Source organism: Saccharopolyspora indica (assembly GCF_027853965.1).
GTDB lineage: Bacteria > Actinomycetota > Actinomycetes > Mycobacteriales > Pseudonocardiaceae > Saccharopolyspora > Saccharopolyspora indica.
The window spans coordinates 45,322-64,865 of sequence record NZ_JAQGLB010000017.1 but is presented as its reverse complement, the minus strand read 5'-3'; the positions used below and the strand labels follow the sequence as shown (position 1 = coordinate 64,865).

Below are 19,544 nucleotides of genomic sequence, written 5' to 3'. Positions count from 1 at the left end.
CGAACGGCCTCGATGAGCTGCGCAAACGTGGTGCGCAGCGGAAATTCGGGCGGTTGACCGGGATCGACGCGTGGGGCAGCATCCACTCCGACCCCGCGAGCGGGAGAAGCCGGTCGAAGTCCGGCGCTGACCCGCAACGGTAGGCCGCGCACGTCGCGGCGAGCCCGATCGTCCGCTCCGCGAGGGATGGCTCCAACGACTGTCGCGGTCTGCGGTCGGGGTCTGGGAACGCCGTGTGCGGTCCTGGTCTCGCGCATCCGCGCACGACCTCGGAAGGCACGATGCGCCGCACCTTCGCCCTGATCCTGGCCGCGCTGTTCCTGACCGGCTGCACCGCGGCCGAATCGCAGTCGGACGGCATGCGCGTGGAGAACTGCGGCAGCGTCGAGACGTTCGCCCGTCCACCGCAGCGCGTGGTGAGCCTCAACCAGCACGCGACGGAGATCCTGCTGGCGCTCGGGCTGGGCGACCGCCTCGTCGGCACCGCCTTCCCGGACGACCACGTGCCACCGCCGGAGGTCGCCGCCGGGTACGCCGACGTGCCGCTGCTGTCCGACCGGTACCCGTCCTACGAGCGCATCCTCGAAGCCGAGCCGGACCTGGTCGTCGGCGGCTACGCCAGCGCCTTCGACGACGCCGAGGGCCGCGGCCGCGAGGCGTTCGCGAAGAACGGCATCAACACGCTGCTGCTGTCGGAGTCCTGCGCGACCGAGCCCGCCGGGATGGAGGCGCTGCTGGCCGACATCTCGATGTTCGGCGAGGCGCTCGGCCTGCAGGACAACGCGCGGCAGCTCAACGCCGGCATCGAGGCGCGGGTCCAGGCGGTCGAGCAGCGTCTCCGGGGCGTGGCGCCGGTCGACGTCTTCGTCTACGACTCCGGCGAGCAGACCGCGTTCACCCTGGGCGGCAACGGCGTCGGCAACGACGCGCTGACCAGGGCAGGCGCGCGCAACGTCTTCGCCGACGTGCCGAAGGTCTTCGAAGACGTCAGCTGGGAGCAGGTCGCCACGCGCAGCCCGGCGGCGATCGTGCTCGTCGACTACCTCGGGGCCCCGGTGCAGCACAAGCAGTCCTACCTCGAAGGGCACCCGCTGGTCTCGGGCACGCCCGCGGTGCGCGACCGCCGCTTCAGCACCATCCCGCTGGTCGAGCTCACCGAGGGCATCAGGTTCCCCAGCGCCGTCGAGCGCCTCGCCCGAGACCTGCACGGCAAATGAGCAAGAGGCTCTTGTTCGTCTACGTCGCGCTGCTGCTTGCGTTGGTGGTGGTCGGCGGACTGGCGATCTCGCTGGGTTCGGTGCGGCTGCCGCTGGGGCAGGTGTGGCGGATCGTGCTGGAGCCCGTGCTGCCGTGGATCGAGCCGGACTGGCGCCCGGCGCGCGCCGCGATCGTCTTCGACTCGCGGATGCCGCGGGTGGTCGGCGGCATGCTGGTCGGGGCCGCGCTGGCGCTGTCCGGCGCGATCGCGCAGCTGGTCACGGGCAACCCGCTGGCCGACCCGTACCTGCTCGGGGTGTCCGAGGGCGCCGGGTTCGCGGTGTCCCTGACGATCGTGCTGGGCATCGGCGCCGGGGCGGTGGGCCTGCCGGTGGTGGCGTTCCTGGGCGGGCTGACGGCGCTGCTGATCGTGCTGGCCGTCTCCGGGCGTTCCGGGTCGGTGACGACGCTGGTGCTCGGCGGGCTGGCCGTCGGGCAGGTGGCGTTCGCCATGACCTCGTTCGTGCTGCACGCCTTCGGCACCGGTGATCAGGCCAAGCAGGTGATGTTCTGGATCAGCGGCGGGCTCGGGGCCGTGCGCTGGGAGTCGCTGCCGGTGCCCGCCGCGGTGCTGGCGCTCGGGCTGATCGCGGCGGCCGCGTCGGGGCGGTGGATGAACGTCCTGCACAGCGGCGATGACGCCGCGGCGGCGCTCGGGATCAACGCGCGCGCGTTCCGGACGTGCTGCCTGATCGCGATCTCGCTGCTGGCCGGGACGGCCGTTTCGGTGGCGGGCGGGATCGTGTTCGTCGGGCTGCTGATCCCGCACGCGGCCACCTTCCTGGTGGGCTCCGAGGCGCACCGCCTGCTGCCGGTGTCGGCGCTGCTCGGCGCGGTGTTCCTGGTGCTGGCCGACCTGGTGGCGCGGCTGGTCGTCGCGCCGTCGGAACTGCCGGTGGGAGTGCTCACCGCGCTGGTCGGCGGGCCGGTGTTCCTGGTGATGTTGCGGCGACGGCGGAGGATCGCGTGAGCCTGCGGATCAGCGGAGTCCAGGTGGAGCTGGGCGGTCGGCCGATTCTGTCCGATGTGGACTTGGGTGTGCGGGCCGGTGAGGTGTTCGGCCTGGTCGGCCCCAACGGCAGCGGCAAGACGACGCTGCTGCGCACGCTCTACCGAGCGGTCCAACCCGCGGCCGGGACGGTGGAGGTCGCCGGGATGGCGGCGGGCGGGCGGCGCCAGCTGGCGCGCGTCCTGGCCGCGACGACGCAGGAGACCGAGACGCGCGCGGCACTGACCGTGCGCGAAGTGGTGTCGCAGGGCCGGATCCCGCACCTCGGGCTGCTGGACCGGATGGGCGCGGCCGACCACGAGATCGTCGAAGACGCGCTGCGGGCCACGAGCCTGCTGGCGGAGGCGGAGCGCGATGTGCGCCTGCTCTCGGGCGGTGAGCGGCAGCGGACGTCGATCGCTCGGGCGCTCGCGCAGCAGCCGCAGGTCCTGGTGCTCGACGAGCCGACGAACCACCTCGACCTCCGTCACCAGTACGGAGTCCTGGCGCTGCTGCGCGAACTCGCCGCCGGTGGCTTGACCGTCCTGCTGACGCTGCACGACCTCCGCCTGGCGGTGGAGTTCTGCGATCGGCTGGCGGTGCTCGACTCCGGTCGCATCGCGGCGACCGGAACACCCGCGGAAGTCCTCGACGAGCGCCTGCTGGCCGACGTCTTCGGCGTCGAAGCCCACCTGGCCGACCACAACGGACGCCCGACCCTCACCATCACCGGCGCCATCGACCAGCGAACCTCACCAGCCACCGCGCCCCCACCGCAGGCCTAGAGCGCAAACCGACACACCGACATCAAACCCGCGTCACCCCAAAGATCCAGCAGCCCCGCCTGTCTCGGCAGGTCGGCGTCAACTTCGCGAGAAATTGACGTTCACCCGGGTGACGGTCAATTTCTCGCGAAATTGACCAAGGCGCGGCTGCGGGCGGAAGCCGAGGACGGGGAGGTCAGCCCACCTGCCAGGTGTGGACCGGCTCGCCTCCGTCGGACAGGGCGATGTAGTGCTCCAGCATGCGGGTCAGGGCTTCGTGGCGGTTCGCGCCCCGCTCCTCCAGGCGGGCCACCGTCTCGCGCTGCCACGTCGCGCCGTTGCGGCGGGCCAGGCAGCGCTGCTCGATCACGCCCAGGTACCGCTCGCGCGCCTCGTCGGAGACCCCGCACGCGCGGAGCCCTTCGTGCGCCATCGGCAGCAGGCGCCGCATGACCAGCTCGTCCGGGGCCACCCAGCCGGTGCCCGGCCAGTACAGGTGGGCGTCGAAACCGCTGCGGGCACCGGAGAACAGGTTCTCCTCGGCCGCGGCGAACGACATCTGCGTCCACAGGGGACGGTCTTGTTCGGTGAGCGCGCGCTGTGCCCCGTAGAAGAACGCGGCGTTGGCGACGATGTCCACCACCGACGGCCCGGAGGGCAGCACGCGATTCTCGATGCGCAGGTGCGGAACCCCGTCCACCAGGTCGTAGACCGGGCGGTTCCAGCGCCAGATCGTGCCGTTGTGCAGCCGCAGCTCGGCCAGCGTCGGCGCCCGCCCGGCGTCCAGCGCGGCCACCGGGTCCTCCTCCTCGGGATCGGGCAGCAGCGCGGGGAAGTAGCGGACGTTCTCCTCGAACAGGTCGAAGATCGAGGTGATCCACCGCTCCCCGAACCACACCCGCGGCCGCACGCCCTGGTTCTTCAGCTCCACCGGGCGGGTGTCGGTGGCCTGCAGGAACAGCGGGATGCGGGTCTCGTGCCAGAGCGCTTTGCCCAGCAGGAACGGCGAATTCGCGCCGATCGCCACCTGCACCCCGGCCAGGCACTGCGCGGCGTTCCAGTGCGCGGCGAAGTCCTCCGGGGCGACCTGCAGGTGCAGCTGGACCGAGGTGCACGCCGACTCCGGCAGGATCGAGTTGGCGTAGGAGCGCAGTCGCTCGGAGTGGTAGCCCTCGCCGAGCGGCTCGCCCTCCATGTCCAGCAGCATCTCCTCGCCGCGGGCCAGGAAGATCTGCTCGTTGAGCAGCGAGTAGCGCGGGTTGCGGGACAGCCAGCCCGGGTCGAAGTGCGCGCTGCGCAGGGTGGGCAGCGTGCCGATCATGACGGTCTTCGCGCCGGCGTCGTGCGCACCGCCGTCGGCCCGCCGCAGCGCGGCGCGCATCCGCTCCTCCAGCCGCAGCGCGCTGTCGCCCGCCAGCACCCGCGGCTCCACGTTGAGCTCGATGTTCTGCTGGCCGAGCTCGGTGGTGAAGGCCGGCTCGTCGATCTTCTCCAGCACCTCGGCGTTGGACATCGACGGCTCCATGCCCGGTCCCACCAGGCACAACTCCATCTCCAGCCCCATCTGCTGGCGCGGGAAGGAGAAGTTGCCGTCGGCGAGCATCCGGGCCAGCGCGTCCAGGCCGCGCTGCATCTTGTTCCGATACCGCTGCCGGTCCACCGGATTGAACGCTCGGTCGTCCACGTGCCGTCCCATCCGTCTCTCCGCTCGGTCGGCAGCACGTCAGCGCGCAGCGCTGGGGAAACCACCGTGACACATCGGTACCCGGCGATCCAGCGGCCAAAACGGTGTCAGCGAACGGAGTGTCGAGGCCGTCAAACGGAGGCGTCGTCGAGCCTCCGCAGCTCCGCCGCGGTGAGCTCCAATTCGGCCGCGAGCAGCAGGTCGGCGAGCTGATCCGCGGTGCGGGCGCTGGCGATCGGGGCGGTGACGGTGCGTTGCGCGCGCAGCCAGGACAACGCGATCGACGCCATCGGGGCATTACGCAGCGTTGCGATCTCGTCCAGCGCGGCGAGCACCCGGAGGCCGCGGTCGTCGAGGTGCGCGCGGGCGCCTTCGGCGCGCGGGCTGTCCGAGTTGTCCTGCGCCGGACGGTACTTTCCGGTCAAGAAACCTTTGGCGAGCCCGTAGTACGGTGCCACGCCGAGGTTCTCCCGGACGCACAACTCCGCGAGCTCGCCCTCGAACTCGGTGCGCTCCACCAGGTTGTACTTCGGTTGCAGCGCGACGAATTCGGCCAATCCCTCGCGGCGGGAGGTGGCCAGCGCTTCGGCGAGCCGCGATGCGGTGTAGTTGGACGCCGCGATGTGGCGGACCTTGCCCGCGCGCACCAGAACGTCGAAGGCGCCCAGCGTCTCGGCCAGCGGGACGGTCGGGTCGTCGTCGCCGTGGGCGTAGTAGAGGTCGATGTGGTCGACGCCCAGGCGGCGCAGCGAATCTTCCGCAGCGGCAGCGATGTTCGCCGCCGAAAGGCCGCGCCGCTGCGGCAACCGACCCACCTTGGTGGCGACCACGACGTCGTCCCGGTTGCCGCGGGTGCGCAGCCATTCGCCGATGATCGTCTCGGATTCACCACCGGAGTTGCCCGGTGCCCAGGCCGGGTACGCGTCCGCGGTGTCGATGAAGTTGCCGCCCGCGGCCGCGTAGCCGTCGAGCACGGCGAAGGACTCGTCGCGATCGGCGGTCCAGCCGAAGACGTTGCCACCGAGGCAGATGGGAAAGACGTCGAGCGCTGTGCCACCAAGCTGAGCCATGCTTCGAACGTACCCACGCGGGCTCTCCGGAACCCGGCGGGGAGGACCGGCCGGGGCAGCGGGTGCGAGAATGCGATGCGTGGCGCACATGGTCGAGATCAGCGAGGCCGACGACCCGCGGGTCGACGACTTCCGGGATCTGTCGCGCGCGGATCGCAGGCCGGACCGGCCGGGCGGGCGCGGGCTGGTGATCGCCGAAGGCGTCGTGGTGGTGGAACGGTTGCTCGCCTCGCCGTACCCGGTGCGCGCGCTGTTCGGAGTGCGCCGCCGGATCGAGGAGCTGGCCGGGGCCACCGCCGCCCTCGACGTGCCCGCCTACGTCACGAGCGCCGACGTGATGGCGCAGGTCGTCGGCTTCCACCTCAACCGCGGCGTGCTGGCGGTGGCCGACCGCGCCCCGGTGATCCCGCCCGCCGAGCTGGTCGAGCGGTCCCGCCGCCTGGTGGTGCTGGAGGGCATCGGCGACCACGAGAACCTGGGCGCGTTGTTCCGCAACGCCGCTGCGCTCAGCGTCGACGGCGTGCTCCTGGGCGCCGACTGTTCCGATCCGCTGTACCGGCGCAGCGTCCGGGTGTCGATGGGGCACGTGCTGCGGGTGCCGTTCGCGCACCTGGAGTCCTGGCCGGAAGATCTCAAGCTGCTGCGCGACAACGGCTTTCGCATCGCCGCCCTGACGCCCCGAGCAGATGCGAAATCTCTTCGCGATGCGGCGCTGGACGAGGGACGGGTTGCGGTCCTGCTCGGTTCGGAAGGCCCCGGCCTCACCGAGGAGGCGATCACCGCCGCCGACCTGGCGGTGCGGATCCCGATGGCCAGCGGAGTCGACTCGCTCAACGTCGCGACGGCCGGGGCGATCGCCTTCCACGCGATGAGCGGAGCGTGATGCGCGAGTCCGAGTGGGAACTGCACGCGCGCTCCGGCCGCGCGGTCCTGGTGCGCGACGTCGACCAGGAGGTGGACCCGGGCCGCCTGCGGCTGCCCGACTCGCTGGTCGAAGCGCTGCACGAATGGGCGCACGTCGCCGAATCGGCGGACGAGGGAACGGCACCCGGCGACCGCGAGCTGATCTCGAAGCGCGGCCGCCAGCTGGCGATGCGACTGGCGGCGGAGACCGGCGGCCAGATCGGCTACCTCGACCCGCTCAGCGGCCGCCTCGACCGCATCGGCCGCCCGCGCCCGCCTGCCCCCCGCCGCTACGCCCTCCCGGTGCCGCGCGAGGAACCGACGCCCTGGGGCCCGGGCCTGGTGGTGAGCGCGATCATCGCGGCGATCGCGACGACCACCCTGGTGGTGGTGACCCTGGGCCTGGCGGACGTCAGCGGCGTCCTGGCCGCGGTGGTGAACCTGGCGGTGGCGGCGGGCTTCGCCCCCTCGATCTGGCTGGGCCGCCGAATAGCGGTCTGGCGCTGGGTCGCCTACGGAACAGCGGCGGGCATCGTCCTGGCCTGGCTGGTCCTCCTCCTCACCCTCCTGAGCCCCTACCCCCCGCACGTCTGAACCCGACGAACACTTTCCGGTGCCACCGCACCCGCCACCCTCAACCCAACCACCTGCGAGAACGCGGTTCCGTCGGGGGAAGGGCGTCAATTTCGTACGAAATTGACCGTCACCCGGGCGGGCCTCCGGCAAAGTCGTCCCGGGTTGGGCATGCGGCAGTTTCGCCTGAAACCGACCGGACGTTCCGGGTGTGGTGGGGTGTCAGTTTCCGGCAAAACTGCCGCCCCGCCCCGGTCCAGCCGGACTCGCTGGAGTCCCTGCGCCACCCGGGCGAACGTCAATTTCGTACGAAATTGACACCAGCCCAGGTGCGGATAGCAGAAGGCCGGGGTGAGCTTGGGCTCGCCCCGGCCTTCTGCGGGTTTGGTTCAGCGGTGGGAGCGGACTCCGAGGAGGACGTCCTCCCACGACGGGACGATCGGATGGCTCTTCCGCCCGCGGCGCGGCTCCGCCTTGCGCGCCGCGTCGTCCTCCGCCTCCTCGGCGGTCGCGCCTTCGGCGCTCTCCGCCGCGGGCTGCTCCGGCTCCGGTGCTCCCGGCTCCGCCGGTCGCTCCGGGGCTCCGGTGTCCAGGTCGAGCGTCGGGGCTTCGGCCAGCGGTGGCGCAGGCGCCACCGGGGCCTCCGGCGGCGGCGCCGGGGTCGTCGGCTCCGCCGACATCCCCTGCTGGTCGAGCTGGAGCGCTTCGCGCGCCAGCTCGGTGACCGGGCGGACGGTGCGCAGCGGGCGGTTGGGCGACGGGTCGAGGAGGTCGGCCGCGTGGTCGTCGAGCGCCGCGACGGTGCCGCCGTGCGCGCCCGGGTGGAACACCCAGTGGGCGAGGTTCTCGGAGCGGCCCGCCTGCCAGTTCAGCTGGACGACCCACTTGCCGTCCTCGCCGCGCCAGGCGTCCCAGTCGGCTTCGGCGTAGTCGTGGCCGCGCATCCCGAAGGTGTGCGCGACGACCTCGCCGAGGGTCTGCACGTCGGGACCGTCCTCGCGGACCGGGTGGCCGCGCTGGGCCATCTCGGCGATCTGGCGGCGTTCCAGCAGGACCGGGTAGGCGTAGCGCTCGACGCGGTGCTCCGGGATGCCGGAGGACTCGGCGATCTGCTCGACCGACGCGCCGGAGCGGATGCGGGCCTGGATCTCGCGCGGCCGCATCTGGGATTCCATCTCGATCTGGACCTGGCCGAGCCGGGTGAGGTCACCGCGGGCCGCGGCGCGCAGTCGTTCGTCGGCGGGCACGGTGAAGCGCTCGCCGTTCTCCGGGTCCTCGCAGATGACGGATTCACCGTCCTCGTCGAGCCCGACCACTCGCAGCGATCGCATACGCGTGCCTCCCACCGACCTACATGTCACCAAGCTGTGACGGTAACCCGGCGCGCCGCCTTGACGCGGGAGGCTCGCCGGGCATGCCGTGCGGCAGTTGGTCGTCCTCCCGGCATCGATCTTGCCGGAAAGGGGCCGCCTGAGCGAACCAGTAAAACCACTCATATTTGGTGAACCTCACCGAGAGTGGTTGATTTTCACTCAGTGTTGTGATCGCAGGGGGGAAACTGCCGGGGCCCGCGGGGACCCCGGCAGCACTGCGTCGTCAGGACAGCTGCGAGACCACCCAGTCGATGGACTTCGTCAGCGCGGTGACGTCATCCGGCTCGATCGCCGGGAACATCCCGACGCGCAGCTGGTTGCGGCCCAGCTTGCGGTACGGCTCGGTGTCCACGATGCCGTTGGCGCGCAGCGCCTTCGCCACCGCGGCGGCGTCGACCGAGTCGGCGAAGTCGATGGTGCCGACCACCTGGGAGCGCTTGGCCGGGTCGGTGACGAACGGGGTGGCGAACTCCGAGGCCTCGGCCCAGTCGTAGAGCCGCTGCGAGGACTCGCGGGTGCGCTGCACGCACCAGTCCAGGCCGCCCTGGCCGTTCATCCACTCGATCTGGTCGGCGAGCAGGAACAGCGTGGCCACCGCGGGGGTGTTGTAGGTCTGGTCCTTGCGCGAGTTGTCCAGCGCGGTGGGCAGCGACAGGAACTCCGGCACCCAGCGGTCCGAGGAACCGATCTCGCCGATCCGCTCGATCGCGGCCGGGCTCATCGCGGCCAGCCACAGCCCGCCGTCGGCGGCGAAGCACTTCTGCGGCGCGAAGTAGTAGACGTCGACGTCGGCGGCGTTGAACGCCAGCCCGCCCGCGCCGGAGGTCGCGTCCACCGCGATCAGCGCGTGCTCCGAGCCCGCCGGGCGGGTCGGCGCCAGCATCACGCCGGTGGAGGTCTCGTTGTGCGCCCAGCCGATCAGGTCGGCGCTCGGGTCCGACACCGGCTCCGGGGCGTCGCCCGGCTCGGCCGAGACGACCAGCGGGTCGCCCAGGAACGGCGCCGTCTTGGCGGCCTTGGCGAACTTCGAGGAGAACTCGCCGTAGGTCAGGTGCAGCGAGCGCTCGCGGATCAGGCCGAAGGTCGCCGCGTCCCAGAACGCCGTGGTGCCGCCGACGCCGAGCACGACCTCGTAGCCCTCCGGCAGGGAGAACAGCTCCTGGAGCCCCTCGCGGACCCGGCCGACCAGGGACTTCACCGGCTTCTGGCGGTGCGAGGTGCCCATCAGCGCGGCACCTTCGCCGGCCAGTCGGGACAGCTGCTCGCCGCGCACCTTGGACGGTCCGCAGCCGAAGCGGCCGTCGGCGGGCTGGAACTCGTCGGGCAGCTTCAGGGTCGTCGGGTCGATCTCGGCCTGCGTCATGCCGGCGCCTCCGGGCGTTGTCGTGGTGATCGTGCGGGGGCAAGACCTCGCCCCCGCGCGCCAGTGGCCTGCTGACCGGCGCCGTTGCCGGTTCGGCTCAAGTGTTGCAGCAGGGTTTCCGGCAGGTGACGGGCACCTGCTGCCAACAGCCGCACCGCAACTTACTGCGGCTCGCTCCGGTTGGCCAGCACCGCGCCGGGGAAGATCGTTCAGGCGAACCCGGGGGCGCCGCAGCACTTCTTGTACTTGCGCGCCGAGCCGCACCAGCAGGCTTCGTTGCGCTCCGGCGGCCACGCCGCGACCTGGCCGAGCCGCGCCGCCTCGGCGGCGAACTCGGTGTGCGTCGCCGGGTCGTCCAGCGGCAGCTCGCGGGACTCGGCGAAGGCGACCAGGTCGTCCAGCGCGCCGGAGACGATCACCGCGCTCGCCGGGTAGTCGGTCAGCGTCCGCTGGATGAACCGGCGGTGCTCGGCGTGCGTCAGGCCCGGGTTCCAGCCCGGGTGCCGGCGCTGGACCTCGGCGAACTCCGCCTCGGGCCAGTAGAGGACCGCCGGGATCGCGTGCTCCTGCCTGCCGATCTCCTCGATCTGGCTGAAGACCTCGTGGGAGCGCTCCTCGGAGCGGGCGAGCACCTCGTCGTACTGGTCCGCGGGAAGGCCCAGCAGGCGGCGCAGGTCGGCGCGCTCGCGGAGCAGCTCGAAGCCGGGGTCGCCCACCTCCACGTCGGCGTCGAGGTCCGGGACGAACCGCTGGACGCCGATGTTGAGCCAGCGCAAGGCCTCCTGGTGCGCGCCGATCGCCTGGTAGCCCGCGGCGGCCTCGCCGTACGCCCATTCGCACTCCGAGCCCTCGCTCATCAGCTCGGCCATGGCGCGCTCGCCTTCTTCGCGGCGGCCGTGGGTCAGCAGGAACGAGGCGTAGGCGGCCCGCCCGCTGAGCACGTTGCGGCCGTCGTCGACCTCGGCCGCCTCGGCCAGCGCCCGCTCCTCGCGCTCGTGCTCCTCGGCGAAGTGCCAGTAACCGGACGCCTCCACGAGGTCGTCGCAGCGCTGACCGCTGGTCTCGGCATCGGCCTCGAGCGCCTCGGCGTACTCGATGTGCATGCGACGTTTCTGCGCGTCGGAGGAAGGGACTGCCACCACCCCACGCTAGCGCCAGGCGCGGGGAAGGTCCTGGGTAGAGGTTGTGCTGGCGATGGGGCCGTGAGCGTTTCGGGGCGCTATGGCACCCCAAAACGCTCACGGCAGGAAGGCGCCGATCAGACCGGGGCGATCAGCTGGTCCAGCTGGTCCCAGCCCGCGACGTCCTGCGGGGAGCGGGGGCCCGGGCCGATGTACTGCGCCGACGGGCGCACCAGTCGGCCGGTGCGCTTCTGCTCCATGATGTGCGCCGCCCAGCCCGCCAGGCGGGCGCAGGTGAACATCGCGGGCATCATCGCCGTGGGCACCTGCGCGAAGTCGAGCACCACCGCGGCCCAGAACTCCACGTTGGTCTCGATCTGCCGGTCCGGGCGCCGCTCCCGCAGCACGGACAGCGCTGCCTGCTCCAGCTCGCGGGCGACCTCGAAGCGCGGCGCGCCGAGCTGGTCGCAGGTGTTGCGCAGCACCCGCGCCCGCGGGTCCTCGGCGCGGTAGACGCGGTGGCCGAAGCCCATCAGCCGGTCGCCGCGGTCCAGGATCGACTCCACCACGCGGCGGGCGTCCCCGGTGCGCTCGGCCTCCTCGATCATCGGCAGCACGCGGGCCGGCGCGCCGCCGTGCAGCGGCCCGGACATCGCGCCGACCGCGCCGGACAGGCAGGCCGCGACGTCGGCGCCGGTGGAGGCGATCACCCGGGCGGTGAAGGTGGAGGCGTTCAGGCCGTGCTCGGCGGCCGACACCCAGTACGCGTCGAGCGCCCGGACGTGCGTCGGGTCAGGTTCGCCGCGCCAGCGGGTGAGGAACTGCTCGGTCGCGGTGGTCGCCTGCTCGATCCGCGACAGCGGGACCGGCGGCTGGTCGCCGCGGGCGGACTGCGCGACGAAGGAGAGCCCGAGCGAGCAGGCGCGGGCGAGCTGGTCGCGGGCCTGGGCATCGTCGACGTCGAGCAGCGGCGCGAAGCCGAGAGCGGGAGCGAGCATCGCCAGGGACGCCTGCGCGTCCGCGCGCACGTCGCCGGTGCGCACCGGTACCGGCGTTGCGTCGGCGGCGGGCAGGCCGTTGCCGAAACCGCCGTCCACCAGCAACGCCCACACGTCGCCGTAGGAAACCGTGCCGACCAGGTCTTCGATGTCGACGCCGCGGTAGCGCAGGGCACCGCCGTCGCGGTCGGGCTCGGCGATCTCCGTGCGGAAGGCGACCACGCCCTCCAGGCCGGGGCGGAACTCGGACTGAGCTGCACTGCTCATGACTGCCTCGTCTCGTCGCTGGACGCGTGCGCGCGGCTGCGCGGACGCTGGACGTGGCGGGGTGCAGGCGTCTGATCACACGGTGCACCCGGCTGCGGCGGCGCACAATCCCACACCCGGGGAAGTCACATGATGATCTAGCTCACAGCAACTTCAAGAAAAACCGTTAGCCACGTAAAAGTCCGGAAAAATAGTTGTAACGGGACAAGCGAACAAGATTAAAACCGCAGGGCAGCCCGGGCGCGCCAAAACCCCGTATGTTAAAGAAGCTTCATGCATCTTGCTCCTCACGAGCGCGACAAGCTGCTCGTCCACGTGGCGGCCGGCCTGGCGCGCCAACGGCTTGATCGCGGTCTGAAGCTCAACTACCCGGAAGCGGTCGCGCTGATCACCGACCACGTCGTGGAAGGCGCCCGCGACGGCCGGACCGTCGCCGAGCTCATGCAGAGCGGCCGCCAGGTGCTGCGTCCCGACCAGGTGATGGACGGCATCGCCGAGATGATCAACGACGTGCAGGTCGAGGCGACCTTCCCGGACGGCACCAAGCTCGTCACCGTCCACGACCCGATCACCTGAAGGGCGTGCCGATGGTTGCGCTCATCGCGTGGTCACCCGGCGGGACCTGAGCGGTTCCCGGCCCGCGCGGCCTTAGCGCGCGTTTCGCCCGGGCGGTGGAAGGCGGCCGCGACGCGGTCGTCCCCGGTTCCAACCACGGGCCCGATCCACTCTTCGACACATCGCTTAGGGAGTTGCCCATGCGTCCTGGGGAGATCATCACCGACGGAGACCCGATCCCGCTGAACCCGGGGCGGGCCCGGATCCGCATCACCGTCGTCAACCGCGCCGACCGCGCCGTGCAGGTCGGCTCGCACTACCACTTCGCCGCGGTCAACCCGAGCCTCGAGTTCGACCGGGCCAAGGCCTGGGGCAACCGCCTGGACGTGCCGTCGGGCACCGCCGTGCGGTTCGAGCCGGGCGTGGCGCGCGAGGTCGACCTCGTCGACGTCGGCGGCAGCCGACTGGTGCGCGGCCTGCGCCTGGAGTACGCGGGCGAGCTCGACACCCGCGACCACGAACCCACCGAGTTCAGCTACGGAGAGAAAGGCGAGGGACACCACGGTGAGCACATCGTCCATTGACCGCTCGCAGTACGTCGAGCTGTTCGGCCCGACCACCGGCGACCGCATCCGGCTGGCCGACACCGACCTGCTGATCGAGGTCACCGAGGACCGCAGCCAGGGCCCCACCGGCTCCGGCGACGAGGTCGTCTTCGGCGGTGGCAAGGTCATCCGCGAGTCGATGGGCCAGTCCGCGGCGATCCGCGCCGAGGGCACGCCGGACGTGGTGATCACGGGTGCGGTCATCCTCGACCACTGGGGCGTGATCAAGGCCGACGTCGGCATCCGCGACGGCCGCATCGTGGGCATCGGCAAGGCGGGCAACCCCAGCGCCAACAACGACGTGGACCGCTCGCTGGTGATCGGCCCGTCCACCGAGGTCATCGCCGGCAACGGCAAGATCCTCACGGCCGGCGGCATCGACTCGCACGTGCACTTCATCTGCCCGCAGGAGGTCGACACCGCGCTGGCCTCCGGGCTGACCACGCTGATCGGCGGCGGCACCGGGCCCGGTGAGGGCAGCAAGGCCACCACGGTCACGCCGGGCGCCTGGAACCTGCGGATGATCATGCAGGCCGTGGACTTCATGCCGGTCAACGTGCTGCTGCTCGGCAAGGGCAGCACCATGCGCCGCGAAGCGCTCTGGGAGCAGCTGCGCGCCGGAGCGGGCGGCTTCAAGATCCACGAGGACTGGGGCGCGACCCCGGCGGTCCTGGACAGCGCGCTGCGCGTCGCCGAGGAATCCGGGGTGCAGATCGCGCTGCACGCCGACACGCTCAACGAGGCCGGGTTCTACGAGTCCACGCTGGCGGCGATCAACGGCCGCTCGATCAGCGCGTTCCACGTCGAGGGCGCCGGCGGCGGGCACGCGCCGGACATCATCCGGCTGGCCTCGCACTCCAACGTGCTGCCCTCGTCGACCAACCCGACCCGGCCGCACACGGTGAACACCATCGACGAGCACCTGGACATGGTGATGGTCTGCCACCACCTGAACCCGGCGGTGCCCGAGGACCTGGCGTTCGCCGAGAGCCGCATCCGGCCGTCGACCATCGCCGCCGAGGACATCCTGCACGACATCGGGGCCATCTCGATGATGAGCTCGGACGCGCAGGCGATGGGCCGCATCGGCGAGGTCATCATGCGCACCTGGCAGACCGCGCACGTGATGAAGCGCCGCCGCGGCTCGCTGCCCGGCGACGGGCGCGCGGACAACAACCGCGCGCAGCGCTACGTCGCGAAGTACACGATCAACCCGGCCGTCGCGCACGGCATCGCCCACCACGTGGGTTCGGTGGAGGTCGGCAAGATGGCCGACCTGGTGCTGTGGGACCCGAAGTTCTTCGGGGTCCGCCCGCACATCGTGCTCAAGGGCGGGTTCGCGGCCTGGGCCGCGGTGGGCGACGCGAACGCGTCGATCCCGACGCCGCAGCCCTACATCGCGCGGCCCAGCTTCGGGGCGCAGCCCCGCGCGGCGGCGGCCAGCAGCGTGTTCTTCGTGGCGCCGGTGGCGCTGGACGCCCAGCTGCCGGAGCAGGCGCGGCTGAGCTCGCGGATGATCGCGGTGGAGAACACCCGCGACGTGGGCAAGGCCGACATGGTGCACAACGACGCGACCCCGGACATCCAGGTGGACCCGGACAGCTTCGCGGTGCACATCGACGGCGAGCTGGTCGAGCCGGACCCGGTCGCCGAGGTCCCGATGGCCCAGCGCTACTTCCTCTTCTAACGCCCGGAAGTAGTGAATTTTTCCAGGTGAAGGGCACCCTTCGCCAAGTTGGTCGGTCAACGGTGCCCTTCACCCGTCACACGTGCGGGTGGAGTGCGCTCCACTTCGCTGGAAGGGGGAGAGCGGTGCGAGCCGGTCTTGCGGTGCTTGCACTCGCCGATTCCCGGTTCCCCGGCGGGGGACACGTGCACTCCGGCGGCGTCGAGGAGGCCGCCGCGCGGGGGCTGATCACGGGAGTCGCCGACCTGCGCGAATTCCTGCACGGGCGGCTGCGCGCAGCAGGCGCCCTGCAAGCGGTGTTCGCCGCCGCCGCGGCGCACGCCGCCACCCGCCGGGTCCCGAGCGGATACTGGCGGGAGCTGGACGTCGAACTCGACGCCCGCACCCCTTCCCCGGCGCAGCGGGAGGCATCGCGCGCGCAGGGGAAGGGGATGATCCGCGCCGGCAGGGCGGCTTGGCCCTCGCCGGTGCTGGCTGAACTGGTGGCCGCGAGCCCGCGGCCACACCACCCGATCGTGCTCGGCGTGCTGGCCGCGACGGCCGGCGCCGGGCCGCAGGAAGCGGCGCTGATCGCCGGGTACCTGGCCGTCAGCGGCCCGTCCTCGGCAGGCGTCCGGTTGCACGGCATGGATCCCTTCGCGGTCAACGCGGTGGTCGCCGAGATGGGCGATGACCTGGACCGGATCGCCGCCGAAGCGGCGGCGACCGCCGGGCTCGACCCGGCCGACCTGCCCGCGCCCGGAGCTCCCGCGCTGGACCTGCTCGCCGAATCGCACGATCGACATCACCGGGAAGAGGTGCGTCTCTTTGCTTCCTGAACACGGCCACGGACACGGTCACACGCATCCGGTCAACTTCGACCCCACCGCCACCGAACCCGACCCGTTCGACGCGGAGCCCCAGCACGGCAGGCCGTTCCGCCTCGGCATCGGCGGTCCGGTCGGCAGCGGGAAGACGGCGCTGACCGCCGCGCTGTGCCGCGCGCTCGGCCAGGAGATCGAGCTCGCCGTGGTGACCAACGACATCTACACCACCGAGGACGCCGACTTCCTGCGCAAGGCCGGGGTGCTGGACACCGACCGGATCGAGGCGGTGCAGACCGGCGCCTGCCCGCACACCGCGATCCGCGACGACATCACCGCCAACCTCGACGCGGTCGACCGGCTCAGCGAGCGCCACCCGGGCCTGGAGCTGGTGATCGTGGAGAGCGGCGGCGACAACCTGACCGCGGTGTTCAGCCGCGGGCTGGCCGACAGCCAGATCTTCGTGGTCGACGTCGCGGGCGGCGACAAGGTGCCGCGCAAGGGCGGACCGGGCGTGACCACCGCGGACCTGCTGGTGATCAACAAGATCGACCTGGCCGAGCAGGTCGGGGCGAACATGGAGGTCATGGTCTCCGACGCGCACCGGATGCGCGGCGAGCTGCCGGTGATCACCCAGTCCTTGACCCGGACCCCCAACGCGCCCGACGTGGCGGCCTGGGTGCGCGAGCAGCTCAAGGTCGGCATCAGTGCGTGAGGTGGGTTCGGCGGAAGGCGGTGCGGCGTGCGCGCCAGTGCGCTGCTGAGCGTTGAGCTCGGGCGAGGCGGGCGCAGCGTCGTCCGGGAACTGCGGTCGCAGGCCCCGATGACGATGGTGCCCCGCCGGGCCGCCGCCACCAGCACCGACGGGACCGCCGTCGTGCACCTCGTCGGCTCGGCGGCCACCCCGGTCGGTGGTGACCTCGTCGACCTGCGGGTGCACGTCGGGCCCGGCGCGCGGTTGCTGCTGCGCGGCACCGCCGCGACCGTGGCGCTGCCGGGGCAGCACGCCGGGCGCAGCCGGTCCACCGTGCACATCGAGGTCGCCGAGGGCGGGACGGTCGAGTACCTGCCGGAGGCGACGGTGATCACCTCGCGGGCCGACCACGAGGCGGAGATGACCATCTCGCTCGGCGCGGGCGCGCGGGCGCGCTGCCGGGAGACGCTGGTGCTCGGCCGCTACGGCGAGCGCTCCGGTCTGCTGACCACCACGACGCACGTCGTGCGCGGTCGCACGCCGCTGCTGCGGCAGCGGCTGGACATCGGCGACGAGCGGCTGACCGCGAGCTCCGGTTACCTCGCCGGTGCGCGGGTGCTGGCCACCGAAACCGTGGTGTGGGACAGCGATCCCGTGGAGCCGAGCAGCGGGCAGTGGTGGTCGCTGGCACCGCTGGCGGCGGGCGGAGCGCTGGCCACCGCGGTGGGCGAGGACGCCGTGATCGCCGAACGCCGGCTCGCCGAAGCAGTTTCGCACCACCCGGATGCGAAGGAACTAGAGGTTCGAAGCTGGTGAACGACACCGCTGCGGCGAAGCCGCCGCCGGTGCGGCACGGCGCGCTGGAGCTGCTGCGCGCCGTGCCCACGGGCGTTTCACAGGTGTACCTGCAGGAGAGCGTGCCCGCCGGGATCGTGTTCCTGGTCGCGCTCGCGCTGGCCGGCCCGGAGTTCGCGCTCGCGGGCCTGGCGGGCAGCGCGGTCGGGGTGCTCACCGCGCTCGCGCTGCGCGTGCCGCGGGAGCGAATATCCCAGGGCCTCTTCGGCTTCAACGCCACGCTGGTGGTGCTGGGGACGGTGGCGTCCTTCCAGCCGCTGGGCACGGCGTTGCTGGTCGGAATCGCGGGGGCGGTCGTGGCGACGGCGCTGGCGCGCGTCGCGGACTTTCTCCTCGCGGTTCCTGCCCGCACCGCCCCGTTCGTGCTCACCTACTGGCTGATCGTCTACATCGGACACCACTTCGACTGGATCCGCGCATCGCCCAGCCCGGTGTCGCCGGTGCTCGGCCTGGACGGCGACCCGCTCGCCCTGTTCAGCGCGGAGGCCGAGGTGTTCCTGATGTCGGGCTGGCTGCCCGGCCTGGTCATGCTGATCGGCCTGGCGCTGGTCCGGTTCCGGCTGGCGGTGGGGGCGTTCTGCGGGGCGGCGGTGGCGCTCGTGGCGGTCGAGCTGCTGCCCGAAACGCCGCCGGACGTCAGCAGCGGGGTCTACGGCTTCAACGCCGCGCTGGTCGTCGTGGGCCTGCTGGCCACCGGGCGCACCTGGCGGTCCTGCCTGCTCGCGGTCCCGGCGGTCCTGCTGATCCAGGGCGGGATCGAAGCGCTGGGCCTGCTGCCGACGACCTTCCCGTTCGTGCTGGCGATGTGGACGGCCGACCTCCGCAGGCTGCGCCGCACCGGCTCCGCGCAGCCTTAGGGACCGGTTATCGGTTGGTTGTGGGATTTGTTGGGTGGTGGGTGTTTCCGTGCGCGTTTTGGGGTGTTATAGCGCCCCGAAACGCTCACGGTCCCTTTTGCTCTATTCACCGGATTTCACTGCAAGGAGTGATTTTCGCGCGTCCGATCGGGTGTGGGAACGATCACTGCATCGGTTGCGGAATCGATCGTGAAGCACCGTCGATTCGGCGTCCGTTCGGATCCCGTTTACCGTCGTACGTGGCTGGCGCCACCTGGTCCTGTCGCGCCGGCCGGTCCAACCCGTACCGTCCGGCTGAGCAGCCGGAGAAGTTCGAGTCGTGCCGCTGCCGGGCGAGTCAGGGAGGAAATGGGGATGTCGGAGGCCAACGGCGCGCTGTCGTCGATGCGGGTGTCCTACGAGGCCGGAGCGCTGGACGAGTCCTCGCTCGCCGCCACCTGGCACGAGCAGCTCCAGCTGTGGTTCGACGAGGCCGTGCGGGCCGAGCTGGTCGAGCCGAACGCGATGGTGCTGGCCACCGCCGACGCCGACGGCGTTCCGTCGTCGCGCACGGTGCTGTGCAAGGGATTCGACGAGCGGGGCGTGGTGTTCTTCACCAACTACACCTCGGCCAAGAGCCACGACCTCAAGTCCACCCGGGTCGCCGCGGCGACCTTCCCGTGGCTGGGCCTGCAGCGCCAGGTCAACGTGCGCGGAACGGTGGAGAAGGTCGCCTCGGCGGAGACCGCCGAGTACTGGGAGGTGCGCCCGCGCGGCTCGCAGCTCGGCGCCTGGGCGTCGCCGCAGTCGCGGGTGGTGGCCAGCCGGGAGGCGCTGAAGTCCTCGCTGAGCGGCATCGAGCGCCGGTTCGCCGAGTCGGAGAAGGTCCCGGTGCCGCCGCACTGGGGCGGCTGGCGGATCCGCCCCGACGTGGTCGAGTTCTGGCAGGGCCGTCCCGACCGGCTGCACGACCGCCTCCGCTTCCGCCGCTCCGACGCGACCTGGACGGTCGAGCGCCTGGCTCCGTGAGCAACCGCCGCGCCAATTTCGCGCGAAATTGACGTTCACCCGGGTGACGGTCAATTTCGCGCGAAATTGACGCCGCGCCTCGTTCGGCTCAGCGTTTCCGCTGTTCCGGGCCGTGGCGT

Annotated in this window: 19 protein-coding genes; 13 read left to right on the top strand and 6 right to left on the bottom strand. The window is 71.7% G+C overall.

The features are described 5' to 3' along the window. The first annotated feature begins 281 nt into the window (after nucleotides 1–281). The 3 genes from OU416_RS29530 to OU416_RS29520 are packed head-to-tail and all read left to right on the top strand — an operon-like array spanning nucleotide 282 to nucleotide 3,030. Nucleotides 282–1,217: an ABC transporter substrate-binding protein gene (locus tag OU416_RS29530; RefSeq protein WP_270930320.1), complete on the top strand. Its 936-nt coding sequence runs from the start codon at nucleotides 282–284 to the stop codon at nucleotides 1,215–1,217. Continuing rightward, nucleotides 1,214–2,227: a FecCD family ABC transporter permease gene (locus tag OU416_RS29525; RefSeq protein ID WP_270930319.1), complete on the top strand. Its 1,014-nt coding sequence runs from the start codon at nucleotides 1,214–1,216 to the stop codon at nucleotides 2,225–2,227. The genes OU416_RS29530 and OU416_RS29525 overlap by 4 nt, the downstream gene beginning before the upstream one ends. Next, complete coding sequence (locus OU416_RS29520; RefSeq protein ID WP_270930318.1) at nucleotides 2,224–3,030, top strand: ABC transporter ATP-binding protein; 807 nt, start codon at nucleotides 2,224–2,226, stop codon at nucleotides 3,028–3,030. Before OU416_RS29525 ends, OU416_RS29520 begins: the two co-directional genes overlap by 4 nt. A 175-nt stretch (nucleotides 3,031–3,205) precedes the next feature. Here OU416_RS29520 and OU416_RS29515 read toward each other — a convergent pair whose 3' ends face one another. Both OU416_RS29515 and OU416_RS29510 read right to left on the bottom strand, forming a co-directional pair. Beyond that, nucleotides 3,206–4,705, bottom strand: a complete 1,500-nt coding sequence (locus OU416_RS29515) for a glutamate--cysteine ligase family protein (RefSeq protein ID WP_270930317.1) — start codon at nucleotides 4,703–4,705, stop codon at nucleotides 3,206–3,208. A gap of 119 nt (nucleotides 4,706–4,824) precedes the next feature. Further along, complete coding sequence (locus tag OU416_RS29510) at nucleotides 4,825–5,763, bottom strand: aldo/keto reductase (RefSeq protein ID WP_270930316.1); 939 nt, start codon at nucleotides 5,761–5,763, stop codon at nucleotides 4,825–4,827. 70 nt (nucleotides 5,764–5,833) lie between these two features. Here OU416_RS29510 and OU416_RS29505 point away from each other — a divergent pair, with 70 nt between their 5' ends. Next, a complete protein-coding gene (locus OU416_RS29505) occupies nucleotides 5,834–6,646 on the top strand; it encodes a TrmH family RNA methyltransferase (protein WP_270930315.1) in 813 nt (270 codons plus the stop codon). Continuing rightward, entirely contained in the window at nucleotides 6,646–7,260 is a 615-nt protein-coding gene (locus tag OU416_RS29500; RefSeq protein ID WP_270930314.1) for a DUF2537 domain-containing protein, read from the top strand. Before OU416_RS29505 ends, OU416_RS29500 begins: the two co-directional genes overlap by 1 nt. A gap of 368 nt (nucleotides 7,261–7,628) precedes the next feature. On the opposite strand, the gene sepH is transcribed toward OU416_RS29500, so the two are convergent. The 4 genes from sepH to OU416_RS29480 all read right to left on the bottom strand — a co-directional run bounded on the left by sepH (nucleotide 7,629) and on the right by OU416_RS29480 (nucleotide 12,361). Next, entirely contained in the window at nucleotides 7,629–8,570 is a 942-nt protein-coding gene (gene sepH / locus OU416_RS29495; RefSeq protein ID WP_270930313.1) for a septation protein SepH, read from the bottom strand. A gap of 265 nt (nucleotides 8,571–8,835) precedes the next feature. Next, nucleotides 8,836–9,975, bottom strand: a complete 1,140-nt coding sequence (gene serC / locus OU416_RS29490; RefSeq protein WP_270930312.1) for a phosphoserine transaminase — start codon at nucleotides 9,973–9,975, stop codon at nucleotides 8,836–8,838. 209 nt (nucleotides 9,976–10,184) lie between these two features. Further along, nucleotides 10,185–11,114 (bottom strand): SEC-C domain-containing protein, encoded by a 930-nt coding sequence (locus tag OU416_RS29485; RefSeq protein WP_270930311.1) that lies wholly within the window; start codon nucleotides 11,112–11,114, stop codon nucleotides 10,185–10,187. A gap of 119 nt (nucleotides 11,115–11,233) precedes the next feature. Continuing rightward, nucleotides 11,234–12,361 carry a citrate synthase 2 gene (locus OU416_RS29480; protein ID WP_270930310.1) on the bottom strand — a complete coding sequence of 376 codons (1,128 nt, stop codon included), beginning with the start codon at nucleotides 12,359–12,361 and terminating at the stop codon, nucleotides 11,234–11,236. Between the two features lie 273 nt (nucleotides 12,362–12,634). Between OU416_RS29480 and OU416_RS29475 the strand changes: the two genes are divergently transcribed. The 8 genes from OU416_RS29475 (at nucleotide 12,635) to pdxH (ending at nucleotide 19,425) form a co-directional block, all read left to right on the top strand. Next, nucleotides 12,635–12,937 (top strand): urease subunit gamma, encoded by a 303-nt coding sequence (locus OU416_RS29475; protein ID WP_093155977.1) that lies wholly within the window; start codon nucleotides 12,635–12,637, stop codon nucleotides 12,935–12,937. Between the two features lie 179 nt (nucleotides 12,938–13,116). After that, nucleotides 13,117–13,500 (top strand): urease subunit beta, encoded by a 384-nt coding sequence (locus tag OU416_RS29470; protein WP_270930309.1) that lies wholly within the window; start codon nucleotides 13,117–13,119, stop codon nucleotides 13,498–13,500. After that, the gene (locus tag OU416_RS29465) at nucleotides 13,481–15,208 is read left to right on the top strand and encodes an urease subunit alpha (protein WP_270930308.1); all 1,728 of its coding nucleotides are present in this window, start codon (nucleotides 13,481–13,483) and stop codon (nucleotides 15,206–15,208) included. The genes OU416_RS29470 and OU416_RS29465 overlap by 20 nt, the downstream gene beginning before the upstream one ends. 125 nt (nucleotides 15,209–15,333) lie before the next feature. After that, complete coding sequence (locus tag OU416_RS29460) at nucleotides 15,334–16,026, top strand: urease accessory protein UreF (protein ID WP_270930307.1); 693 nt, start codon at nucleotides 15,334–15,336, stop codon at nucleotides 16,024–16,026. After that, the gene (gene ureG, locus OU416_RS29455; protein WP_270930306.1) at nucleotides 16,016–16,726 is read left to right on the top strand and encodes an urease accessory protein UreG; all 711 of its coding nucleotides are present in this window, start codon (nucleotides 16,016–16,018) and stop codon (nucleotides 16,724–16,726) included. Before OU416_RS29460 ends, ureG begins: the two co-directional genes overlap by 11 nt. 27 nt (nucleotides 16,727–16,753) lie before the next feature. Then, nucleotides 16,754–17,521 carry an urease accessory protein UreD gene (locus tag OU416_RS29450; protein ID WP_270930305.1) on the top strand — a complete coding sequence of 256 codons (768 nt, stop codon included), beginning with the start codon at nucleotides 16,754–16,756 and terminating at the stop codon, nucleotides 17,519–17,521. Further along, nucleotides 17,518–18,417, top strand: coding sequence for an urea transporter (locus OU416_RS29445; RefSeq protein WP_270930304.1), 900 nt, complete (start codon nucleotides 17,518–17,520; stop codon nucleotides 18,415–18,417). Before OU416_RS29450 ends, OU416_RS29445 begins: the two co-directional genes overlap by 4 nt. Before the next feature lie 354 nt (nucleotides 18,418–18,771). Next, nucleotides 18,772–19,425 carry a pyridoxamine 5'-phosphate oxidase gene (pdxH, locus tag OU416_RS29440; RefSeq protein WP_270930303.1) on the top strand — a complete coding sequence of 218 codons (654 nt, stop codon included), beginning with the start codon at nucleotides 18,772–18,774 and terminating at the stop codon, nucleotides 19,423–19,425. Nucleotides 19,426–19,544 lie beyond the last annotated feature (119 nt).